The organism is Campylobacter sp. BCW_6467 (genome assembly GCF_001762855.1).
GTDB lineage: Bacteria > Campylobacterota > Campylobacteria > Campylobacterales > Campylobacteraceae > Campylobacter_D > Campylobacter_D jejuni.
Genome location: NZ_MJXP01000047.1, coordinates 74554 through 97247, shown reverse-complemented (window position 1 = coordinate 97247; position 22694 = coordinate 74554). Strand labels below are relative to the sequence as shown.

Below are 22694 nucleotides of genomic sequence, written 5' to 3'. Positions count from 1 at the left end.
AAGGTAAAACCATGAAATTATTTCAAAACAATACTATTTTAGCTTTAAGTGTTGTGCTTTTACTCACTGCTTGTAGCAAAGAAGAAGCACCAAAAATACAAATGCCGCCTCAACCTGTAACGACAATGAGTGCTAAATCTGAAGATTTGTCACTTAGTTTTACTTATCCTGCTAAACTTGTCAGTGATTATGATGTTATTATAAAACCTCAAGTTAGTGGCGTAATAGTAAATAAACTTTTTAAGGCTGGAGATAAGGTAAAAAAAGGACAGACATTATTTATTGTAGAGCAAGATAAATTTAAAGCTAGCGTTGATTCAGCTTACGGACAAGCTTTAATGGCTAAGGCAACTTTTGAAAACGCGAGCAAGGATTTTAATCGTTCCAAGGCTCTTTTTAGCAAAAATGCAATCTCTCAAAAAGAATACGACTCTTCTCTTGCTACATTTAATAATGCAAAAGCTAGTCTAACAACTGCTAGAGCACAACTTGCAAATGCAAGAATTGATCTAGATCATACCGAAATAAAAGCTCCTTTTGATGGTACTATAGGAGATGCTTTAGTTAATATAGGGGATTATGTAAGTGTTTCAACAACTGAACTAGTTAGAGTTACAAATTTAAATCCTATTTACGCAGATTTCTTTATTTCAGATACAGATAAACTAAATTTAGTCCGCAATACTCAAAGCGGAAAATGGGATTTAGACAGCATTCATGCAAATTTAAATCTTAATGGAGAAACCGTTCAAGGCAAACTTTATTTTATTGATTCCGTTATAGATGCTAATAGTGGAACAGTAAAAGCCAAAGCTGTATTTGATAACAACAACTCAACACTTTTACCGGGTGCTTTTGCAACAATTACTTCAGAAGGTTTTATACAAAAAAATGGCTTTAAAGTGCCTCAAATAGCTATTAAACAAGATCAAAATGATGTTTATGTTCTTCTTGTTAAAAATGGAAAAGTAGAAAAATCTTCTGTACATATAAGCTACCAAAACAATGAATACGCTATCATTGACAAAGGATTACAAAATGGCGACAAAATCATTTTAGATAACTTTAAAAAAATTCAAGTTGGTAGCGAAGTTAAAGAAATTGGAGCACAATAATGTTTTCTAAATTTTTTATCGAAAGACCTGTTTTTGCTTCAGTTGTTGCAATTATCATTTCTTTAGCTGGAGTCATCGGTCTTACAAATTTACCCATAGAACAATATCCTTCTTTAACTCCTCCTACAGTTAAGGTAAGCGCAACTTACACAGGAGCTGATGCACAAACCATTGCTTCAACGGTTGCAAGTCCTATCGAAGATGCAATCAATGGTGCAGATAATATGATTTATATGGATTCAACTTCAAGTTCTTCAGGAACTATGAGTTTGACTGTCTATTTTGATATCGGCACAGATCCCGATCAAGCCACTATAGATGTTAATAATAGAATTTCAGCTGCAACTGCAAAAATGCCAGATGCAGTTAAAAAACTTGGAGTAACTGTTAGAAAAACTTCTTCAGCAACACTTGCTGCAATTTCTATGTATTCAAATGATGGTTCAATGAGTGCAGTGGATGTATACAACTACATCGCTTTAAATGTTTTAGATGAGTTAAAAAGAGTTCCGGGAGTTGGGGATGCAAACGCTATAGGAAATCGTAATTATTCTTTAAGAATTTGGCTAAAACCTGATTTATTAAATAAATTTGGAATCACAGCTACTGATGTAATTTCTGCGGTTAATGACCAAAATGCTCAATACGCAACTGGTAAAATTGGCGAAGAGCCCGTAACTCAAAAATCCCCTTATGTTTATTCAATCACTATGCAAGGAAGACTACAAAATCCTAGTGAATTTGAAAATATTATTTTAAGAACAAATGATGATGGATCATTTTTAAGACTTAAAGATATAGCTGATGTAGAAATAGGATCACAGCAATACAGCTCACAAGGACGATTAAATGGCAATGATGCAGTTCCGATTATAATCAATCTTCAATCAGGGGCAAACGCATTGCATACAGCAGAACTTGTCCAGGCTAAAATGCAAGAACTTTCAAAAAATTTCCCAAAAGGTTTAACATATAAAATTCCTTACGACACAACAAAATTTGTGATAGAATCAATCAAAGAAGTAATTAAAACTTTTGTTGAAGCTCTAATTTTAGTTATCATTGTTATGTATATGTTCTTAAAGAATTTCCGTGCAACCCTTATTCCTATGATAGCAGTACCTGTTTCATTATTAGGAACTTTTGCTGGACTTTATGTTTTAGGCTTTAGTATTAACTTGCTTACGCTTTTTGCCTTGATTTTAGCTATAGGGATTGTTGTAGATGATGCGATTATAGTTGTGGAAAATATCGATAGGATTTTACACGAAAATGAACAAATAAGCGTAAAAGATGCTGCTATCCAAGCGATGCAAGAAGTTAGCTCTCCGGTTATTTCAATTGTTCTTGTACTTTGTGCTGTTTTTATACCCGTTTCTTTTATATCAGGTTTTGTTGGAGAAATTCAAAGACAATTTGCCCTTACCTTAGCAATATCTGTAGCCATATCAGGTTTTGTTGCTCTTACTTTAACACCTTCTTTATGTGCACTCTTTTTACGACGTAATGAAGGAGAGCCATTTAAATTTGTAAAGAAATTTAATGATTTTTTTGATTGGAGTACTTCTGTATTTAGCACAGGAGTAGCATATATTTTAAAAAGAACCATTCGCTTTGTTTTAATTTTTTGTATTATGCTTGGGGCAATTTTTTATCTTTATAAAGCTGTACCAAGCTCTTTAGTTCCTGAAGAAGATCAAGGTTTGATGATTGGCATTATTAATCTTCCTTCGGCTTCAGCACTTCATAGAACAATCTCAGAAGTTGATCATATAAGTCAAGAAGTTTTAAAAACCAATGGAATTAAAGATGCAATGGCTATGATAGGATTTGATCTTTTTACAAGCTCATTAAAAGAAAACGCTGCTGCAATGTTTATAGGCTTGCAAGATTGGAAAGATAGAAATGTGAGTGCTGATGAAATCGCCATGGAACTTAATAAAAAATTTGCTTTTGATCGCAACGCTTCAAGTATATTTATAGGCCTACCTCCTATACCTGGATTAAGCATCACAGGTGGTTTTGAAATGTATGTTCAAAACAAAAGTGGAAAAAGTTATGATGAAATACAAAAAGATGTAAATAAACTTGTTGCTGTAGCCAACCAAAGAAAAGAACTATCAAGAGTAAGAACAACCCTTGATACAACTTTCCCTCAATACAAGCTTATAATTGATAGAGATAAATTAAAACACTACAATCTTAACATGCAAGATGTTTTTAACACAATGAATGCAACTATAGGCACTTATTATGTTAATGATTTTTCTATGTTAGGCAAAAACTTCCAAGTAAATATCCGTGCAAAAGGTGATTTTAGAAATACACAAGATGCATTAAAAAATATTTTTGTAAGATCAAACGATGGAAAAATGATACCACTTGATTCTTTCTTAACTTTACAAAGAAGTTCAGGGCCTGATGATGTAAAACGATTCAACCTTTTCCCAGCGGCACAAGTTCAAGGTCAACCCGCACCAGGTTATACTTCAGGTCAAGCTATAGAAGCGATTGCTCAAGTAGCAAAAGAAACTTTAGGGGATGATTATTCCATAGCTTGGAGTGGATCAGCCTATCAAGAAGTTTCTAGCAAAGGAACAGCAAGCTATGCTTTTGCTTTAGGGATGATATTTGTCTTCTTAATTCTAGCTGCCCAATATGAAAGATGGCTTATACCTTTAGCAGTTGTAACAGCTGTGCCTTTTGCGGTATTTGGATCATTTTTATTGGTATATTTAAGAGGATTTAGCAATGATATATATTTTCAAACAGGACTTTTGCTCTTGATTGGACTTTCAGCTAAAAATGCTATCTTGATCGTAGAATTTGCAATGGAAGAGCGCTTTAAAAAAGGCAAAGGAGTTTTTGAAGCAGCTGTTGCAGCAGCAAAACTTCGTTTTCGTCCTATCATAATGACTTCTTTGGCATTTACTTTTGGGGTCTTGCCAATGATTTTCGCAACAGGAGCAGGAAGTGCTTCAAGACACTCTTTAGGAACAGGGCTTATTGGTGGAATGATCGCAGCATCAACTTTAGCGATATTCTTTGTGCCTTTATTTTTCTATCTTTTAGAAAATTTTAATGAATGGCTAGATAAAAAAAGAGGTAAGGTTCATGAATAAAATAATTTCAATTAGCGCTATAGCAAGTTTTACTCTTTTGATTTCAGCTTGCTCTTTAAGTCCAAATTTAAATATTCCCGAAGCAAACTATAGCATTGATAATAAGTTTGGAGCCTTATCCTGGGAAAAAGAAAACAATAGCTCTATCACAAAAAATTGGTGGAAAGATTTTGATGATGAAAATTTAAATAAAGTGGTTGATTTAGCACTTAAAAATAATAATGATTTAAAACTTGCCTTCATACACATGGAACAAGCTGCTGCTCAATTAGGCATAGATTTTAGCAGTTTATTGCCAAAATTTGATGGTAGCGCAAGCGGTAATCGTGCAAAAACAGCTATAAATGCTCCAAGCAATCGAACCGGGGAAGTAAGTTACGGTAATGATTTTAAAATGGGGCTTAATTTAAGCTATGAAATCGATCTTTGGGGAAAATATCGCGATACATATCGCGCCTCAAAATCAGGCTTTAAAGCAAGTGAGTATGATTATGAAGCTGCAAGACTTTCTGTTATTTCAAATACGGTTCAAACTTATTTTAATCTTGTAAATGCTTATGAAAATGAAAATGCTCTTAAAGAAGCCTATGAATCTGCAAAAGAAATTTATAGGATTAATGATGAAAAATTTCAAGTTGGCGCTGTAGGTGAATATGAACTTGCTCAAGCAAGAGCCAACTTAGAAAGTATGGCTTTGCAATATAATGAAGCAAAATTAAATAAAGAAAATTACCTTAAAGCTTTAAAAATTTTAACTTCAAATGATTTAAATGACATACTTTACAAAAATCAAAACTATCAAGTTTTTAATCTTAAAGAATTTGACATTCCAACTGGAATTTCAAGTACCATCTTGCTTCAACGTCCAGATATTGGCTCTTCTTTAGAAAAATTAACTCAGCAAAATTATCTTGTTGGAGTAGCTCGCACGGCTTTCTTACCTAGCCTTTCTTTAACAGGATTATTGGGATTTGAAAGTGGGGATTTAGATACCTTGGTTAAAGGAGGTTCTAAGACTTGGAATATAGGTGGAAACTTTACTCTGCCTATTTTTCATTGGGGTGAAATTTACCAAAATGTAAATTTAGCTAAGCTTAATAAAGATGAAGCTTTTGTAAATTATCAAAATACTTTGATTACTGCTTTTGGAGAAATTCGCTATGCTTTAGTAGCTAGAAAAACTATACGCTTACAATACGATAATGCACAAGCAAGCGAACAATCTTACAAAAGAATCTATGAAATTGCTAAAGAACGCTATGATATAGGAGAAATGTCTTTGCAAGATTATTTAGAGTCACGTCAAAATTGGCTTAATGCTGCGGTTGCTTTTAATAATACTAAATATTCTTATGCTAATTCCATAGTAGATGTAATCAAAGCATTTGGTGGAGGATTTGAGCAAAGCGAAGATACAGGCAAAAATATAAAAGAAGAATCAAAAAATTTAGATATGTCTTTTAGAGAATAGTTTATTCTATTCTCTAAATAAATTAAAAATCTTTGTCTAAATCTGCATCTGTAATTTCATAAGCCTTGTAAATAGCAGGCAATAATTTTCTTATAGCATAATCAAAATGATAAAATTGCCTATATACCTCTTCTGGATTTAAATTTTTAGCATTCTTAAAATCAAATACTTCAGTATTATTGATTTTGGCAATATTTTCATCAAAATAAGAGTAAAACTCTGCTCTTTGTTTAAACAAAGCATTTAAATTTTGAACAATTTTGGCTTTATCCATTTTATATCCTTTTTAAATAATTTAAAAACTTAATCCCATTTTTTATTTAAGAAATAAAAAATTTACTCCTATTTTAGCTAAAAATTGATAAAGTTATATCTTAAATATTTTAATATATAGGCCACTTATGAATTTATTTCAAAATTTAGCTTTAAAATACTCTCATACTATGATGGAAAAATCCCTCCAAAAAGGTTTCAATGTCGAACTTTTAAAACAACCCGAAGAAAAAATTCCAAAACAAGACAAAAGCTATATGCTTTATGCCCATGTACCTTTTTGCCATACTTTTTGTCCTTATTGTAGCTTTCATAAATATTATTATGATGAAAATTTAGCCAAAGTGTATTTTCAAAATCTTAGAGAAGAAATTAAAATCATGAAAGATAAAGGTTTTGATTTTACTTCCATGTATGTGGGTGGTGGTACAACACTGATTAACGAAGAGGAATTATTAAAAACCTTAGAACTTTGTAAAAAATTATTTAATATAAAAGAAATTTCATGCGAAAGTGATCCAAATCATATTGATCCAAATAAGCTTTTTATGTTTAAAGGTATAATTGATCGTTTAAGTTGCGGAATTCAAAGTTTTGATGATGAAACTTTAAAAAAAGTGGCAAGATATAATAAATTTGGTTCATCTAAAGAACTTCAAGAAAAAATTTCAAAAGCTTTAGGAATTTTACCTATTTTTAGTATAGATCTTATTTTCAATCTTCCAGGACAAAGCGAAAAACAACTTTTAAATGACTTAGGAATTGCTAAAAATTTAGCCCCGCAACAAATCACAACCTATCCTTTAATGAAATCAAATCTTACCAAAGATAATATCGCTAAAAGTCTAGGAGTGAGCATTAAAGATAATGAATTTACTTATTATCAAATCATACGCGAATTTTTTAAAGACTATACCCAAAACAATGGTTGGAGTTTTTCTTTAGAAAAAAACAAGCTTAATGACGAATATGTCAGTTCTCATCATGAATACCTAGGAGTGGGCAGTGGGGCTTTTAGCTTTTTAGATGGGGAGCTTTTAATCAATGCATTTAATCTAAATGATTATGCTAAATTTATACAAGAAAAACAAAATGCTAATATAGCCAAAGCTTGTTTTGATAAGAAAGAAATTATCAAATATGTCTTTTTAACTGAAATTTTTTCAGGGAAAATAGAAATTGATAAATTTAATAAAACTCTAAATTGCAATCTCGAAAAAGAACTTTTCATAGAACTTTTAGGGCTTAAAACAAGTGGTGCCATCATAAAAGATCAAAATGCTTTAATCGCAACTGAATTTGGTCAATATCTTTTTGTGGTTTTAATGAAAGATTTTTACACAGGAATGGATCTTGTGCGTGCAGTATTTAGAGATGATAAGCGTCTTAAAAATAAAGATTATATCGATATCATGAAAGAAAATATTGATCCGCTTAACTCCGCTAGTATGGAATTTAAAGCGGAGACAAACTAAAAGGGGCGAACAACCATCATTAAAGCGATAATAATAAACATTATAGTTGGGAATTCATTATAAATTCTAAAATATTTCCCACTTTTAGCAGAAGTATCATTTGCTAAAGCTTTTAAACAATAATAATTATGTATATGGAAAATAATCAAAAGTGTAACACAGGTAAGTTTAACATGCATAAAACCCGAACCTACCATTAAAACTTCCTTATGAGCATGCAACATTAAACTTCCTGTGATTAAAGTCACAATCATTGCAGGAGTTTGTATATAAAAATAAAGTTTTCTTTCTTGAATTTTTACAATCTCGACAAAACCTTTATTGTCTTTATGTTCAGCATGATACACAAAAAGACGAGGTAAATAAAAAAGACCCGCCATCCAAGAAACAAATGCCAAATAATGCACCCATTTAATCCAAAAATAATAATCATTAATCCATTCTGTCATCTTTTTTCCTTTTTTTAAATATTTCTTGTATTAAAATCAAAGCCACACTTATATTTATCATGACATCTGCAACATTAAAAATAGCAAAATTAAACCATTTATGCCAAAAAAACATATCCACTACACCTCCATGTATAAAACGATCCAATAAATTTGAAACACCAGCACCAAGCATCATTCCAAAAGCTATACTATGAGTTTTTAAAAGTGTTTTTTGCCAAAAAAGATAAATAAAAAGCACGCCAATTAAAGCAAGATGTAAATATTTTAAATTATGTTCTAAAAAACTCAACATTGAAAAAGCTACGCCTGTATTTAGAGCATAAGTTAAATCTAAGTATTCACTCTGCCATCTAAGTCCTGCTAAAGTTAAGGATTTTACCCATTGATCAAGAGTAAAAACCAAAACAAAGGCACCCCAAAAATAAAAAATAAATTTAAAAGTTTTAGCCATTTAAAGCTTTCTTAAAAAACTCCACAACATTTTTCATTTCTTTTTCTAAGAGCTTAATATCTTTAGCTTCTAGCAAAAGTCTTATCAAATTTTCTGTTCCAGAATAGCGAAATAAGGTATTAATATTTTTATTTTCTAAATCTTTTTTTAATTCTTTTAAACCTTTAATTTTATCTAAATCTTTTTTTTCTGCAATTTTAAGATTGGTTAAAAGCTGAGGATAAGGTTTGACTTGACCCAAAATAGAGCTTGCAGATTTTTTCTTAGAAAGCATTAAAGCACTAAATTGCAAAGCAGCTATCAAACCATCTCCAGTTTTTGCATAATTACTAAAAATAATATGCCCACTTTGCTCTCCACCAAAATTTCCACCATTAGCTTTTAATTTTTCAAGCACATATTTATCGCCCACATTACAAGTATCAAGTTTTATACCATGTTTATTTAAAAATTCTTTTAAAGCACCATTACTCATTATAGTAGCCACAACACTTGATTGTAATTTACCTTGTTCTTTAAGATAAAGCGCTAAAACCCCTAATAAACTATCTCCATTAGCCACTTCTCCTTTTTCATCTACAACCACCAAACGATCTGCATCACCATCAAAAGCAAAGCCTACATCTGCACGCAAACGCTTTACCTCAGCAGCTAAGTTTGCAGGATGCAAAGCTCCACAATTTTCATTGATATTAAGTCCATTAGGTTTATCGCTCATTACTATAACTTCAGCACCTAATTCCTTAAAAACAGTAGGTGCTACCTTATAAGCTGCCCCATGAGCCACATCTAAAACCACACGCAAAGACTTTAAAGTAAGATCTTTTGGAAAAGAATTTTTAATAGAAACAATATATCTTCCTATAACATCATCAATTCTTTTTGCTTGACCAATTTTTTCCATATCCACCTTAGAGGCTTGTATAAGCTTATCATCAAAATAAATTTCTTCTATTCTTTTCTCTATATCTTCACTGAGTTTATTTCCATGAGCATCAAAAAATTTAATACCATTGTCATAATAAGGATTGTGAGAAGCTGAAATCATAATCCCTGCATCACAACGCATATCTTCAGTTAAGAATGCAATCGCAGGAGTTGGCATAGGACCAATTTGTATAACATTATATCCTATAGAAGTAAGCCCTGAAACAATAGCATTTTCTATCATATAGCCACTTCTTCTTGTATCTTTTCCTACTAAGATATTATTAGTAATACTTTTATCTTTAAAATAAATACCCGCAGCCATTGCTAAACGCATAGCCAAAAAACTATCTAAAAATTCACCCGCTTTTCCACGAACTCCATCGGTTCCAAAAAGTTTCATTGCAAACCTTTCTAGCAAAAATTTAAAGACAATTATAACAAAGCTAAGATAAAGAAATTTAAACAAGCTCTAAAAATAGAGCTTGTTTAGAACCTTATAGTTCAGGTTTAGGAGTTCTTTCAGTAGAAATAGGAAGTTGTGGATAAACAATTGCTGGTTTTGTTCCTGTTAAAGATTTTAAGAAAGTTTCAATACTTTTTGCTTCTTTATCAGAAATTTTAATGCCAAGTTGCACACTACCCATTTCCTTAATAGCATCTTTTAGATTCCAAATAGCGCCATTATGAAAATATGGAGCAGTTTCAGCAACATTTCTTAAAGTTGGAGTTTTTACCATGCCATTTGCATCACCTTTAAAATCGCCTAAATTTGCAAATTTATATTTACCAGCAACTTCGAACGCTTGCATATTGCCACCTAAATTCACACCATTATGACAAGCTACACAACCTTTATCTATAAAAAGTTTTAAACCTTGTTGCTCTTCTTTTGTTAAAGCTTTTTCATCGCCTTCTAAAAATTTATCAAAACGAGATGGAGTGATCAAAGTTCTTTCAAAATTTGCAATTGCATCAGCAATATTGTCAAAATTTACACCGCTTTTACCATAGATTTTTTTAAACTCACTCACATATTCAGGCAAAGATGAAATTTTTTCTACTGCAAGTTTAGCAGGAGTTGCCATTTCAGGATCAGCTTGGATTGGACCTTTAGCTTGATCAGCTAGAGTACCTGCACGACCATCCCAAAATTGAGTACTATTTAAAACTGCATTATAAACTGTTGGTGAATTTAAATGATGGGGATTTGCTGTCCATTTATGACCTATTGCAGCACTGATTCCATCTATTCCACCAAGTCCTACATTATGACAGGTATTACAAGAAATGATACCACTTTTTGAAAGGCGTGGTTCAAAATAAAGCTTTTTACCAAGCTCTGCTTTTTCAAGAGTAAATTCACTAGCCTTTACTCCATTTTGTTTCAAAATTTCATCAACGCCTTTTTGATCTTTTGGTAAGGCAACAAGACCTGAATTTTTAGCTTCATCTATAAGACTTGCAGCATTTAAGCTTGAAAAAGCAACTAAGGATGCGATTAGCAATGATTTTACTTTCATTTACAAACTCCTATTAAAGATAAATTAAAATAAAATAATAATCATTTAGAGCTTAAATAAAAATAAATATTATTAAAAAATATTTATAATTAATTAATACTATTTTTATCTTAAAAATTATTTTTTGTTTATTTATTTTCATAAGATATAATTTTTAGTTATAAATCTTAAAATTTTAAGATGATTTGAAAAGGATATTATGGAAAATTTAATAATTTACGCTTTTATATATCTTTTAGGTTCAATCCCTTTTGGGCTAATCCTAGCTAAATTTTTTGCTAAAACTGATATCAAAAAAGAAGGTTCAAAAAGTATAGGGGCAACCAATGTTTTAAGAGTAGTAAAAGAAAAAAATCCCAAACTAGCAAAAAAACTTGCCATTGCTACAATAATTTTAGATTTTGCAAAAGCAGCTATTCCTTTACTAATCTTGAAATTTCTTCATTATGATCAAGCTTTGCTTTGGAGCGTGGCAGTTTTGGCTATTTTTGGACACTGTTTTTCAATTTACTTGTTATTTGAAGGAGGAAAAGGCATAGCAACAGGAGCAGGTGCTATGATAGTTTTGCTTCCATTGGAAGTGCTTACAGCATTTATTGTGTGGGTAGTTATTGGAAAAATTTTTAAAATATCTTCGCTAGCTTCTTTAGCAGCATTACTTGCTTTTGTTGCAAGTTCTTTTATATTTAATTATGACTTAGAAATTCATACACATGCACCCGTTTTCATTATCGCTTTTATTATAGTATATAAACATCTACCTAATATTAAAAGATTGATTTTTAAAGAAGAATGCAAAGTCATATAAAAATAAAATTTCACTTTAAGTGTATCATCGGTATATTAGATTTCGAAAGAAGGAAAAAACAAAAAATTATTATCAAGCTTAAAGCTAAAGCAAATGAATTTTTAAATTATGCAGAGGTAATTACCAAAATTAAAAAATGGTATAAAAAAGAAGAATTTTACACCCTTGAAGAGTCTTTAGACTTTGTAAGCTTAAATTTAAAAAAAGATTTTCCTAATTTAACCAATCTTAACATAAAAATTTTCAAACCCCATATAATAAAAAATGCTACAGTTGGGGTTAAATTGAAAAAAAAATATTAATTTTTTTTTAAAGATATCTAAACATTTACTTAAGCTATGATATAATTCTTTAAATTTTTCTTAATAAGGATAGAACAAATGAGAATTTTAGTTATAGAAGATGAGATTAGCCTAAATAAAACAATTATAGACAATCTTAATGAATTTGGTTATCAAACTGATTCTTCTGAAAATTTTAAAGATGGAGAATACTTTATCGGCATTAGACATTATGATTTAGTTTTAGCAAACTGGACTTTACCTGATGGAGATGGAGCGGAACTTGTTAACACTATTAAGCATAAATCTCCAAGAACTTCAGTTATGATTATGTCTTCAAAAACAGACAAAGAAACAGAAATCAAAGCTTTGAAAGCTGGAGCTGATGATTTTGTTAAAAAACCTTTAGATTTTGATATTCTACTCGCAAGAATTGAAGCAAGACTAAGACTTGGCGGAACCAATGTTATTAAAATTGAAGACTTAGTTATTGATCCAGATGAGGAAAAAATTACTTATAAAGGTCAAGATATAGAACTTAAAGGAAAACCTTTTGAAGTTTTAACGCACTTAGCAAGACATTCGGATCAAATTGTATCCAAAGAACAACTTTTAGATGCCATCTGGGAAGAACCTGAGCTAGTAACTCCAAATGTTATCGAAGTAGCTATCAATCAAATTCGTCAAAAAATGGATAAACCATTAAATATATCTACCATAGAAACAGTTCGTCGTAGAGGATACCGTTTCTGCTTCCCTAAAAAATCTTAACAATTTTGCACCTTCGGTGCAAAAAATTTATCTTTATTTCTATTTTTATATTTTATTTAAGTTTGGTTATTGTATAAACTAAAATTATTTTTTAAATTTTTGAAAGGTTATGATGTCTCTTTTAATTACAAAAGACTGCGTATGTTGTGATGCTTGCAGAGAAGAATGTCCTGATGAAGCTATTTATGAAAATAGTCCAATTTATGTAATAGACCCTGATCTTTGTTCAGAGTGCGTTAATGATTTTTCAGAGCCTGCCTGTATTGTTGCTTGCCCATATGAATGTATCATTCCTGATCCTGATAATGTAGAAACTATAGAAGAATTAAAACTCAAACATAGAGATAGAGAATTTTAATGGCAAAAAAAACAGCCGTTGTTGATCTTGGCTCAAACTCCATTAGAATGGTGATTTTTGAAAAAACTTCTAGATATGGTTTTTATACAACTTGTGAATACAAACGCAAAGTAAGACTTGGAGAAAATGCTTATAATAATGGCAAAATTCTCCAAGAAGAAGCCATGCAAAGAGCCGAAGATGCCTTAGCTTTTTTCAAACAATGTGCTTTAAAGCATAAGTGCAAAAAAATATTTATAGTAGGCACATCAGCCTTAAGAGATGCCCCAAATTCAAAAAATTTCATTAAAAGAATCAAAGATAATCTGTCTTTAAATATACGCTGTATAGATGGAAAAAGCGAAAGTTACTTAGGTGGTCTTGCGGCTTTAAATTTATTAAGTCCTTTTAAGGATGGAACCACTTTAGACATAGGTGGTGGTTCTAGTGAATTGTGTTTAATAAAAAATAATAGAATTATTTCTTGTATATCTCTTGATATTGGCACTGTTAGGCTAAAAGAATTGTTCTATGATACTGGAAAAATGGATTCTTTAGAAGAATTTATAAAACCAATTTTAGAACAAATTCCTAAAGAATTTTGCAATCAAAACCTTATTGCAATAGGTGGAAGCTTAAGAGCAATATCTAATTCCATTATGCAAAAAAATTCCTATCCACTGAAAAATTTACATGATTTTCGCTATATGCTAGATGAAGAAAAAGGACATATTTTAAAAATTTTTAATTCAAACTTAGACTCTTTAATCAATTTTGGCATAAAAAAGGATCGTTTTGATACCATTAAAGAGGGTATATTTATTTTTTTAAAGATTGCGGAAAAAATAAAAGCCAAACAAGTTATCACGAGTGGGGTTGGAATCAGAGAAGGAGTTTATTTACAAGATTTGCTTCGTCCTAAAATCACTTTTCCACCAAATTTCAATCCCAGTTTAAAATGTTTACAAGATAAATTTTTACAATCAAAACAAAAAAATAAAACTCCACATTTTGCTCTGCAAATTTTTACAACCCTTAAAAATCTTCATAAACTTAACGATAACTATAAGCATACTTTACTAAATGCTGCTAAATTATGCCATATTGGAGAATATTTAAATCTCTATTTTGCTAATGAACACTCTGCTCATTTTGTACTAGGTGGATTAAATTATGGATTTTCACATAAAGAAAAAGCTTTAATTGCTAGCATTATTAAGCTTAATGGAAAAAAAGTTAATCCTTATAATCTTGAACCCTATAAACAACTTTTACCCAATATTCATACCATTTCATGGCTTAATTTTATTTTGTGCCTAGCTAAAACTTTAAGCACAAATGAAGATAAGATTGATTTTGCTTTTGCAAACAATACTCTTTATATATATCAAGAAAACAAAATTCTTAATTTACCCAAAGATGAGCTCAAAAAAATTGCAAAACCAGCTACCATAGCATTAGCAATCAATCAAAAAATTTAAGATTTTTTACCTTTTTGACGCTGCTCTATAAGATTTTGAATTCTTTTTTTATTCTCTTCAAAAAAAGAATCAAAATTTTTCTCTGTTTTTTCTGTATGTTTTATTATTTGTTCCTCTGGAATTTCAACACTTTCTAAAAGCACATTGGAATTACCTATTATCATTGTATAACGTTTATTAGCGTGATCAAAAACAACAAGTTGATTATTTTTATCTAAAAATCTTTGGAAAATCATAGTAAAATCTCTAGAAACATTGTTATTTTTATAAACCATAGTCTTTTTAAACCACCAAAGTACTATTAACAAAATAACTAAAATCAGCATTACCAAGATATAATTTGTATAATCATACCCTTCTAAACTTGTACTTTTTGGTTTAGGCATTAATTCTTGAGAATTATTCGCAGTAGTTGTAGGTACAGATTCGATATTTGCTTTCCCTTGCTCTATAGCTCGTATTCTTACTCCAAATTTATCATTGATAGAGCTAAGTTCTAAATTAATATTTTGTTTATTTTGTAGCATAATATAGGTATTATTATTTTTAGAACTAATACTAATTTTATCTACAAGTTGAGAGTTAAGTTCTTTTAATTCATCTTTAGAATACGTTAAATCACTAAAAGTTAAAAGAGTTAAATTTTTTTCTTTTTTTTGAGAAATCTTACCATTATAAGTATTATCAAAAGAAAGCATTAAATCTACTCGGTCATTTCTATCGTAGATATTATAACCAATCAACTCAACACTATATAAAGGTAAAATTAAAAAAAATAATACTAGCAATCTCATTTAAATTTCTTTTTTAAAGTATTGAAGCACAGTCTTAGAATCCAAAATTTCATTAATTCTTATAGCGAGATTTTTTTCATAAACCATAACCTCGCCTTTGCCAAAAATTCTTTTATTGATATAAAGCTCAACGCTTTCTCCAGCAGGCTTTTCAAGATCAATAACCGAGCCTACTTCAAGTTTTAAAAGCTCCGCTACACTCATATTTGTAGTTCCAAGCTCGCTTACAAAATCTACTGTAATATCTAAGATATCTTCATAAGATTGTAAAAGCCCATGATGAATATTAAACTCTATATCATCGCTCATTATTTGCAATATCCTATTCTAAAATAACAATTTTCAAATTTATAAGTTAAAGCTTCATCTAGAACTATTTCAGAAAAATCAACTTTTCCTAAATATTCCGGAATTCCGAGTTTATACTCGTCATCACCCTTGGCATCATTTAACAAATTTTTAGCATAACCTATAATCTGATTGGCGCATTCTTTAGTTAAATCGCACCAGTCATCTTCTTTAAATTTTTCATCATTAATTAAAATTTCTGCAATTTTTTTTAAAAATTCTTTTGGAAAAAATAAATAAAAATTACATTCTCCTTCGCTTTTGCCCATGATAGGAATACTCGCTCCATAAAGTTCACCGCTTATATCTTGAGCTGCTTCAATGCGAAGTCTTAAGATATGCTCGCAAAAATGAGTGATGGAATACTCAAGAATTTTTAACATAGCTACCACCTCTATAAAAAACTTAATTTAAAATTATAGTAAATATAAAATAAAAATATGTTTTAAAATTTTATTTTTTGAAAATTTCTTCAATATCTTTCATTATTATATCCAAATTTCCTTGTTTAAAACACTTTACTATGCTAGTTCCCACAATCACTCCATCAGCAACTTTTCTCATTCTTTTTACATCTTGATTATTTTGAATGCCAAAACCTACAAAAATAGGCAAATTTGTAAAAAATCTGATTTCTTTTACTTTATCTTGCAAGATTGCTTCTTCGACACTTTTCGTACCTGTAATACCTATGCTTGCTAATAAATAAATAAAACCTTTAGCATGTTTTACTAATTTTTTAACCCTTTCTTTAGGGGTTGTAACGCTTACAAGTGTGATTAAAGCTATATTATATCTTTCACACTCTTTAATTAAATCATCACTTTCTTCAAAACTCAATTCAGGCACAATCAAAGCACAAATCCCTAAAGATTTTGCTTTTTTCACAAATTTTTCCAAGCCATAAGAAAAAATTAAATTATAATAAACCATAAAAACCAAAGCTTTTTTAGTTTTTATCCTAGCTAAAAGCTCAAAAACACTATGAATATCCACGCCTTGATTAAGAGCTATTTTTGCCGCATCTGCAATAATCTCACCATCGGCAATAGGATCACTATAAGCAACACCAAGTTCTAAAATATCAATAGGGCTTTGATCTAATCTTTGCAAAAAAGCTTCACTTGTTTGAAGATTTGGATAACCTAAAACCGTATAAGCCACATTTGCATTTTCTTTATAAAATTTTCTAAAATCAACCATAAATCACCCCTTTTTTATAATCTCTAATCATTTGCATATCTTTATCTCCCCTGCCTGAAAGATTTACTACTATCACGCTTTTCTTTTTTAAAGTTGGACAAAGTTTTTCTAAAAACGCTAAAGCATGCGAACTTTCAATCGCTGCAATAATACCTTCTTCTTTGCAAAGTAATTTTAAAGCTTGCATACATTCTTCATCACTTATAGCATGATATTGTGCTCTTTTACTTTCAAATAAAAAAGCATGCAAAGGCCCAATTCCTGGATAATCAAGCCCTGCAGAAACACTATGTACAGGCAAGATATTGCCTAAATCATCTTGTAAAACCTTGGTTTTCATACCGTGAATAATGCCTGTTTTTCCCTTATTTAAAGTCGCTGCATGATAAGGCGTATCAATGCCAAGCCCCCCTGCTTCAATACCTATAAGTTTAACATTTTCATCTTTGATAAAATCATAAAAAATCCCAGCTGCATTGCTTCCACCCCCAACAGCTGCGATAATATAATCTACTTTTTTATTGAGTTTTTGAAGTTGCATTTTGCATTCTTTTCCTATAATGCTTTGAAAATGGGTTACCATTTTAGGATAAGGATAAGGACCTACCGCACTTCCAACCACATAAAAAATATTTTTAATATCTCCAACCCAAGCTTGAATAGCTGCAGTAGTAGCTTCTTTTAGAGTTTTAAGCCCACTTTGTACTGCATGAATTTTAGCACCCAAAAGCTCCATTTTATAAACATTTAAAGCCTGTCTTTGCACATCGGTTGCCCCCATATAAATTTCACATTCAAGTCCTAAAAGTGCTGCTGCAGTGGCTGTTGCAAGCCCGTGTTGACCTGCTCCTGTTTCTGCTATGATTTTTTTCTTTCCCATTTTTTTTGCTAAAAGGGCTTGAGCGATAGCATTATTGATTTTATGTGCTCCAGTATGATTTAAATCCTCGCGTTTTAAATAAATTTCATGCTGATATTTTTTGCTTAAATTTCTAGCAAAATAAAGCGGAGTAGGACGCCCCACATAAGTTTTTAAAAGATCGTTTAATTCTTTTTTAAAGAGTTTATCTTTAGAAAATTTCAAAAAAGCACTTTCTAGCTCATTTAAAGCAAACATTGCACTTTCAGGCAAAAACTGCCCACCAAAATCCCCATAATACGCTTTTTTCATTTTTTCAGCTCCTTTAAAATTTGTTTTATTTTGTTGATATCTTTTAAGCCTTTTTCATCTTCAAGTTTTGAATTAAGATCTAAAATTTTAGCTCCTGTTTTTACAGCCTTATGAATATTATCCAAACCTATGCCTCCAGCTAATGCAAAATCTTTAGTATAAGAACTTAATAAAGTCCAATTAAAACTTATTCCATTACCGCCCTTTAAAATTCCCTTAGCATCAAAAAGCACTAAATCAGCAAAAATTTCACTTTTTAAATCTAAACTATTTTCCACACTTATCACCTGCCAAACAAAAACATTTTGCACCTTTAAAATTTTAAATTCTTCTTTGGTAATAGTGCGATAAATTTGCATCCCATCAAGCTTAACTTCTTTAATACATCTTAAAATTTGTTCCAAATTTTCATCTACAAAAACACCAACAACTTTTTTATCTTTCTCATGAAAAATTGCACTTAAATTTCTTGCTTGATTTAAACTCACTCTTCTTGGACTTTTAGCAAAAATAAGTCCAAAAAAATCAATATTTAAAAAAGCTAAATCTTTAGCATTTTTTTCATCTTTAATGCCACAAATTTTAAGCTTTAGCATAGGCTTGATACTCCTTAAAATACTCTATAACTTTACCTGAATAAATGGCTTCTAAAATCATATCTTTAGCCACTAAAGGCGAACTTGCTTTATTGGCTGTATAAAGTGCAAACATAGCATTTAAAACTACTAAATCAAATTTTGCCCCTTGCATTTTACCACTTAAAATATCTTTTAAATCCTTAGCGTTTTCATATGCACTAGACCCTATGATTTCACTATGAAAAGCTCTTTTAAAACCAAATTGTTCAGGACAGATAGAATATTCTAAAATTTCTCCTTCGCAAAGCTCATAAATTTTACTTTCATCGCAAATACTAAGCTCATCCATACCATCATTTCCTCTTACCACTAAAGCTTTTTTGCGTCCTAAATTTTTTAAAACCTCTATCAAAAGCCTATGCACAGGTGCGTGATAATTTCCCATAAGTTGATATTTTAACTTTAAATTAGGGTGCAATAAAGGACCTAAAACATTAAAAACCGTTCTTACTCCAAGCCTTGATCTGATCTCTTTAAGTTCTCCTACTAAAGGATGGAAAAATGGAGCATGTAAAAAACTAAGCCCTTGATTGTTTAGTTGTTTTAAAGCTGATTCTAAAGTGTTTGGAGTAGTTATATTTAAAGCTTCTAACACATCTGTACTTCCGCTAGAACTTGAAATGGCACGATTTCCGTGTTTGGCTACTTTTACTCCTAAAGCTGCTAAAATAAAAGCACTAGTCGTAGAAACATTGATACTTTTAAAACCATCTCCACCTGTTCCACAAATATCAATCATCTCACTCTCATCACTAAAAGTTTGAGAATATCTTAAAATTTGTCTTACAAAAGCACTTAAAGATTTTTCGTTTAAAGACTTTTCAGTGATTAAAATCAACAAAGCCGCCACTTGCAAAATTTCATAATCTTTAGACATAATAATCTTACAAATTTGCTCAAAATCATCGCTTTGTAAAAAATGATTTTCACTCATTTTTTGCAAATAAAAACTTAAAGGATTTTCCTGTTTTTGTGATTTTTTTATATCTTGTTTTAAAAAATTAGAAAAAAGCTGTAAGCCATATTCACTAAAATAGCTTTCAGGATGAAATTGCACACCATAATAAGGTAAATTTTTATGTCCCAAAGCCATAATCACACCCTTCTCATCAAGGGCTAAAATTTCAAGCTCATCACTAAGCTGTTTAACCTCTAAAGAATGATAACGCATCACGCTAAAATTTGGAGGCAAATTAGAAAATAATTCATTTTCCTTGCATTGTTTTATCAAAGAATTTTTTGCATGCATAGGCTCTTGCATCTTAACCACTAAAGAATCAAAAGCTAAAGCTAAAGCTTGATGTCCTAAACAAATGCCCAAAACAGGGATATTAAGCCTTGCTTTAAAAATTTCAAGACAAATCCCACTTTGACTTGGATGCTTTGGACCAGGACTTAAAATAATATGAGTAGGATTTAAATTTTTAATTTCACTCAGAGAAATTTCATCATTTCTTCTTACTAAAATTTCATCATTGCTGAGTTGCTCTAACATGCTTTTGACATTAAAAACAAAAGAATCATAATTATCAATTAAAAGTATCATTGATTTTCCTTTTTTAAATTTTCAAAAGCTACCAAAAGCGCCTTGCGTTTAGCACAAATTTCTGCATATTCTTTTTGACTCTCACTTTGCAAAACAATACCCGCCCCACTTGCCAAATAAGCCTTATCTTGAGTAAAAAAAGCGCAACGAATTAAAATCGCTAAAGTTATGTCTTCGTTAAAATTTAAAAATCCTACCGCACCACCATAAATTCCACGATCGCAATCTTCAAGCTCACTAATGATCTCTAAAGCTCTTATTTTAGGAGCTCCGCTTAAAGTTCCCGCTGGAAAAACTGCTTCAATCACATCGAAAATACTCGCATCTTCTTTCATATTGGCATACACTTCACTCACTATGTGCATTACAAATTTATTTTTAATAATAGAAAAAAGATTTTCCACTCTTGTTTGAGCGCCAAATTTAGAAGCATCATTTCTTGCTAAATCTACAAGCATCTTATGTTCACTAAGTTCTTTTTCATCACTTAAAAGATCTTTTTCTAAAGCTAAAAGATCACAGTTATTTTCCAAATTTCTAGTTCCAGCAATAGGGGCTAAATAAATCTCTCTTTTTTTAATTTTCAATAAAAACTCTGGAGAAGAACCCAAAACAACACCATATTTACTTGGAAAATAATACATATAAGCGCTTGGATTTAAAGCACTTAAACTCTCATAATAATCAAAAGCATTTACTTGATGCTTGATACAAAGTTGCTTACTTAAGACCACTTGAAAAATATCTCCACTTAAAAGATATTCTTTAGCTTTTTCACACATTTTTAAAAAATCATTTTTTTCATCTTCTAAAGAATTTAAAATTTCAAAAGCATTTTTTTGTTTCTTTTTAATTGGTTCAATATCATCTTTTAAATATTCAAAATATTTTGAAGCGCCAAATTTAAAAAACATCTTACTATTTTTCTCATAAATCAAATAAGCTTTAGCATTGGCAAATAAAAATAAAGGAAAATCATAATTTTTCTTAGAAGAAAGTGGAATTTTCTCAAACAAAGATACAAAATTCGCACTAAAAACTCCAAAAAATCCAGCAAAGTCGCAAATTTTATTCTTACTTAAAGCTTCATAATATTTTGCCTTAAACTCGCTAAATGATAATTCATTAGCATCTAAATAATCACAATCAATCCCTATAATTACCTTAGTCAAATCCTCTGCAAAATAAGAATTTTCAAATTTTTCAAGGATTTGTCTGTAATAAAAATTTACATTTTTAACAAACATAATAGGCCTTTTTTAAAAAAATAAAATAAATAAAAATAATACTAAAGAAAAAATTTAGATAAAAAGAAGTTTAGAAACGCCAAGAGCGAAGAGTGTGTGTAAGTTTTAAAATCAAAGAATTACCAAAAAAATCATTTTCACTCATCTTTTACCTTTCTTATAAAATATTTCAAAAATTAAGACTTTTATGAAAATTTTTAAAGTCTAAGTTAATTTTAATCAATAAATATAAATTTTGCTTTAAATTTAAAATAAATATTATAAAATCTTTATATTTTATAATATTTTGAAACATTTTTACGATGCTTAAAGTTACCAAAAAAATATTCTATTGTTTTAAAAAACTAAGATAATACTTAGCTTAATAAGATAAAATTATTCCGTATTTGAAATATTTAATATTTTTTAGGAAAAGCTATGGAAATCACAGATTTACCTTATCTAATCATAGGAATCATTTCAGGTATTGCTTCTGGACTTTTTGGCATTGGTGGAGGTATGATTATCGTTCCTTCTATGTTCGCACTTGGAGCAAGCGCTCACCATGCTATCGGAATTTCAGTATTGCAAATGATTTTTGCAGCAGTTTTTGGCTCTTATATTAATTATAAGAAAAAAAATCTAAATCTTAAAGATGGTGTTATGATAGGTTTTGGAGGGCTCATAGGGGCAAGCTTTAGCGGAATGCTTTTAAAAGCTTTAAGCGATGTAGCTCTTACTAGCGTATTTTTGGCGGCAAGTTGTATATTTTTTATCAAATATGCTTTTGGAATTAAAGAAAACATTATGCAAATTCAAAGAAGCGTTTGGGTAAAGAATATCATTTTATTTATTGCTGGAGCTTTTACTGGTATTTTTGCTATTTCTTTGGGAATTGGTGGTGGACTTTTAATTGCTCCAATTTTAGCTTATTTTTTAGGCTATGATAGTAAAAAAGTTGTTTCCTTATCCTTGTTTTTTGTTATTTTTGCTTCAGTCTCTGGTATTATATCTTTTTCAAATTCTGGAGTTATAGACTCTGAAGTTATTCATAAAGGAATACTAGTAGGTATAGCTTCTATGGTTGGAGTTTTTATAGGAATTAAAATCATAGAAAAAATGCATATTTCAGCTCATAGAAAAATTTTACTTTGCGTATATGCCTTATCAATACTTGGAACCACCCACTCTTTGCTTAATAAGCTAAATCTTATAAATTTTTAACTTGGATTTATCCAAGTTCTTTTAATATTATTATGCTAAAATCTTAAATTTATTTAA

At 30.2% G+C, this 22694-nt stretch carries 24 protein-coding genes; 10 read left to right on the top strand and 14 right to left on the bottom strand.

The window, feature by feature from the left end; genetic code table 11:
• The first annotated feature begins 11 nt into the window (after positions 1-11).
• Genes cmeA through cmeC form a run of 3 tightly spaced genes read left to right on the top strand, consistent with a single transcriptional unit; the run spans position 12 to position 5708 of the window.
• Complete coding sequence (gene cmeA, locus AJ888_RS06925) at positions 12-1115, top strand: multidrug efflux RND transporter periplasmic adaptor subunit CmeA (RefSeq protein ID WP_002861131.1); 1104 nt, start codon at positions 12-14, stop codon at positions 1113-1115.
• Positions 1115-4237: a multidrug efflux RND transporter permease subunit CmeB gene (cmeB, locus tag AJ888_RS06920; RefSeq protein ID WP_002861130.1), complete on the top strand. Its 3123-nt coding sequence runs from the start codon at positions 1115-1117 to the stop codon at positions 4235-4237. Before cmeA ends, cmeB begins: the two co-directional genes overlap by 1 nt.
• Positions 4230-5708, top strand: a complete 1479-nt coding sequence (gene cmeC, locus AJ888_RS06915) for a multidrug efflux transporter outer membrane subunit CmeC (protein ID WP_002861129.1) — start codon at positions 4230-4232, stop codon at positions 5706-5708. Before cmeB ends, cmeC begins: the two co-directional genes overlap by 8 nt.
• Positions 5709-5730: 22 nt before the next feature.
• On the opposite strand, the gene cmeU is transcribed toward cmeC, so the two are convergent.
• Entirely contained in the window at positions 5731-5982 is a 252-nt protein-coding gene (cmeU, locus tag AJ888_RS06910) for a CmeU family protein (RefSeq protein WP_002861128.1), read from the bottom strand.
• A gap of 127 nt (positions 5983-6109) precedes the next feature.
• Here cmeU and AJ888_RS06905 point away from each other — a divergent pair, with 127 nt between their 5' ends.
• On the top strand, positions 6110-7456 hold the full coding sequence (locus AJ888_RS06905; RefSeq protein ID WP_002861127.1) for a coproporphyrinogen III oxidase family protein: 1347 nt from the start codon (positions 6110-6112) through the stop codon (positions 7454-7456).
• Here the strand turns inward: AJ888_RS06905 and hemJ are convergent.
• The 4 genes from hemJ to AJ888_RS06885 form a co-directional block, all read right to left on the bottom strand.
• Complete coding sequence (hemJ, locus tag AJ888_RS06900; protein WP_002861126.1) at positions 7453-7905, bottom strand: protoporphyrinogen oxidase HemJ; 453 nt, start codon at positions 7903-7905, stop codon at positions 7453-7455. The genes AJ888_RS06905 and hemJ overlap by 4 nt on opposite strands.
• Positions 7889-8359 (bottom strand): signal peptidase II, encoded by a 471-nt coding sequence (gene lspA / locus AJ888_RS06895; RefSeq protein WP_002861125.1) that lies wholly within the window; start codon positions 8357-8359, stop codon positions 7889-7891. The genes hemJ and lspA overlap by 17 nt, the downstream gene beginning before the upstream one ends.
• Positions 8352-9689 (bottom strand): phosphoglucosamine mutase, encoded by a 1338-nt coding sequence (gene glmM / locus AJ888_RS06890; RefSeq protein ID WP_070296216.1) that lies wholly within the window; start codon positions 9687-9689, stop codon positions 8352-8354. Before glmM ends, lspA begins: the two co-directional genes overlap by 8 nt.
• A 94-nt stretch (positions 9690-9783) precedes the next feature.
• Positions 9784-10809, bottom strand: coding sequence for a cytochrome-c peroxidase (locus AJ888_RS06885; protein WP_002861123.1), 1026 nt, complete (start codon positions 10807-10809; stop codon positions 9784-9786).
• Between the two features lie 199 nt (positions 10810-11008).
• On the opposite strand from AJ888_RS06885, the gene plsY reads away from it, so the two are divergent.
• The 5 genes from plsY (at position 11009) to AJ888_RS06860 (ending at position 14487) form a co-directional block, all read left to right on the top strand.
• The gene (gene plsY, locus AJ888_RS06880; RefSeq protein ID WP_002861122.1) at positions 11009-11617 is read left to right on the top strand and encodes a glycerol-3-phosphate 1-O-acyltransferase PlsY; all 609 of its coding nucleotides are present in this window, start codon (positions 11009-11011) and stop codon (positions 11615-11617) included.
• Positions 11602-11919, top strand: coding sequence for a dihydroneopterin aldolase (locus AJ888_RS06875; RefSeq protein ID WP_002857609.1), 318 nt, complete (start codon positions 11602-11604; stop codon positions 11917-11919). Before plsY ends, AJ888_RS06875 begins: the two co-directional genes overlap by 16 nt.
• A gap of 78 nt (positions 11920-11997) precedes the next feature.
• The gene (gene hsrA / locus AJ888_RS06870; RefSeq protein WP_002857553.1) at positions 11998-12669 is read left to right on the top strand and encodes a homeostatic response regulator transcription factor HsrA; all 672 of its coding nucleotides are present in this window, start codon (positions 11998-12000) and stop codon (positions 12667-12669) included.
• A 112-nt stretch (positions 12670-12781) separates the two neighbouring features.
• Complete coding sequence (locus AJ888_RS06865; protein WP_002854647.1) at positions 12782-13027, top strand: YfhL family 4Fe-4S dicluster ferredoxin; 246 nt, start codon at positions 12782-12784, stop codon at positions 13025-13027.
• A complete protein-coding gene (locus AJ888_RS06860; protein ID WP_002861121.1) occupies positions 13027-14487 on the top strand; it encodes a Ppx/GppA phosphatase family protein in 1461 nt (486 codons plus the stop codon). The genes AJ888_RS06865 and AJ888_RS06860 overlap by 1 nt, the downstream gene beginning before the upstream one ends.
• On the opposite strand, the gene AJ888_RS06855 is transcribed toward AJ888_RS06860, so the two are convergent.
• The 9 genes from AJ888_RS06855 to AJ888_RS06815 all read right to left on the bottom strand — a co-directional run bounded on the left by AJ888_RS06855 (position 14484) and on the right by AJ888_RS06815 (position 21729).
• On the bottom strand, positions 14484-15281 hold the full coding sequence (locus AJ888_RS06855; RefSeq protein WP_002861120.1) for a hypothetical protein: 798 nt from the start codon (positions 15279-15281) through the stop codon (positions 14484-14486). The genes AJ888_RS06860 and AJ888_RS06855 overlap by 4 nt on opposite strands.
• On the bottom strand, positions 15282-15590 hold the full coding sequence (gene fliN / locus AJ888_RS06850) for a flagellar motor switch protein FliN (RefSeq protein ID WP_002824739.1): 309 nt from the start codon (positions 15588-15590) through the stop codon (positions 15282-15284).
• Positions 15590-16012 carry a chemotaxis protein CheX gene (locus AJ888_RS06845; protein WP_002854524.1) on the bottom strand — a complete coding sequence of 141 codons (423 nt, stop codon included), beginning with the start codon at positions 16010-16012 and terminating at the stop codon, positions 15590-15592. The genes fliN and AJ888_RS06845 overlap by 1 nt, the downstream gene beginning before the upstream one ends.
• A 70-nt stretch (positions 16013-16082) precedes the next feature.
• Entirely contained in the window at positions 16083-16832 is a 750-nt protein-coding gene (gene trpA, locus AJ888_RS06840) for a tryptophan synthase subunit alpha (protein ID WP_002861119.1), read from the bottom strand.
• The gene (gene trpB / locus AJ888_RS06835) at positions 16825-18003 is read right to left on the bottom strand and encodes a tryptophan synthase subunit beta (protein WP_002861118.1); all 1179 of its coding nucleotides are present in this window, start codon (positions 18001-18003) and stop codon (positions 16825-16827) included. Before trpB ends, trpA begins: the two co-directional genes overlap by 8 nt.
• Entirely contained in the window at positions 18000-18599 is a 600-nt protein-coding gene (locus AJ888_RS06830; RefSeq protein WP_002861117.1) for a phosphoribosylanthranilate isomerase, read from the bottom strand. Before AJ888_RS06830 ends, trpB begins: the two co-directional genes overlap by 4 nt.
• Positions 18586-20187, bottom strand: a complete 1602-nt coding sequence (gene trpD / locus AJ888_RS06825; RefSeq protein ID WP_002861116.1) for an anthranilate phosphoribosyltransferase — start codon at positions 20185-20187, stop codon at positions 18586-18588. Before trpD ends, AJ888_RS06830 begins: the two co-directional genes overlap by 14 nt.
• Positions 20184-21434, bottom strand: coding sequence for an anthranilate synthase component I family protein (locus AJ888_RS06820; RefSeq protein WP_002861115.1), 1251 nt, complete (start codon positions 21432-21434; stop codon positions 20184-20186). The genes trpD and AJ888_RS06820 overlap by 4 nt, the downstream gene beginning before the upstream one ends.
• Positions 21435-21603: 169 nt before the next feature.
• Positions 21604-21729: a hypothetical protein gene (locus AJ888_RS06815; protein ID WP_002854718.1), complete on the bottom strand. Its 126-nt coding sequence runs from the start codon at positions 21727-21729 to the stop codon at positions 21604-21606.
• Positions 21730-21851: 122 nt separating this feature from the next.
• Between AJ888_RS06815 and AJ888_RS06810 the strand changes: the two genes are divergently transcribed.
• The gene (locus AJ888_RS06810; RefSeq protein ID WP_002861114.1) at positions 21852-22637 is read left to right on the top strand and encodes a sulfite exporter TauE/SafE family protein; all 786 of its coding nucleotides are present in this window, start codon (positions 21852-21854) and stop codon (positions 22635-22637) included.
• Positions 22638-22694: the final 57 nt, after the last annotated feature.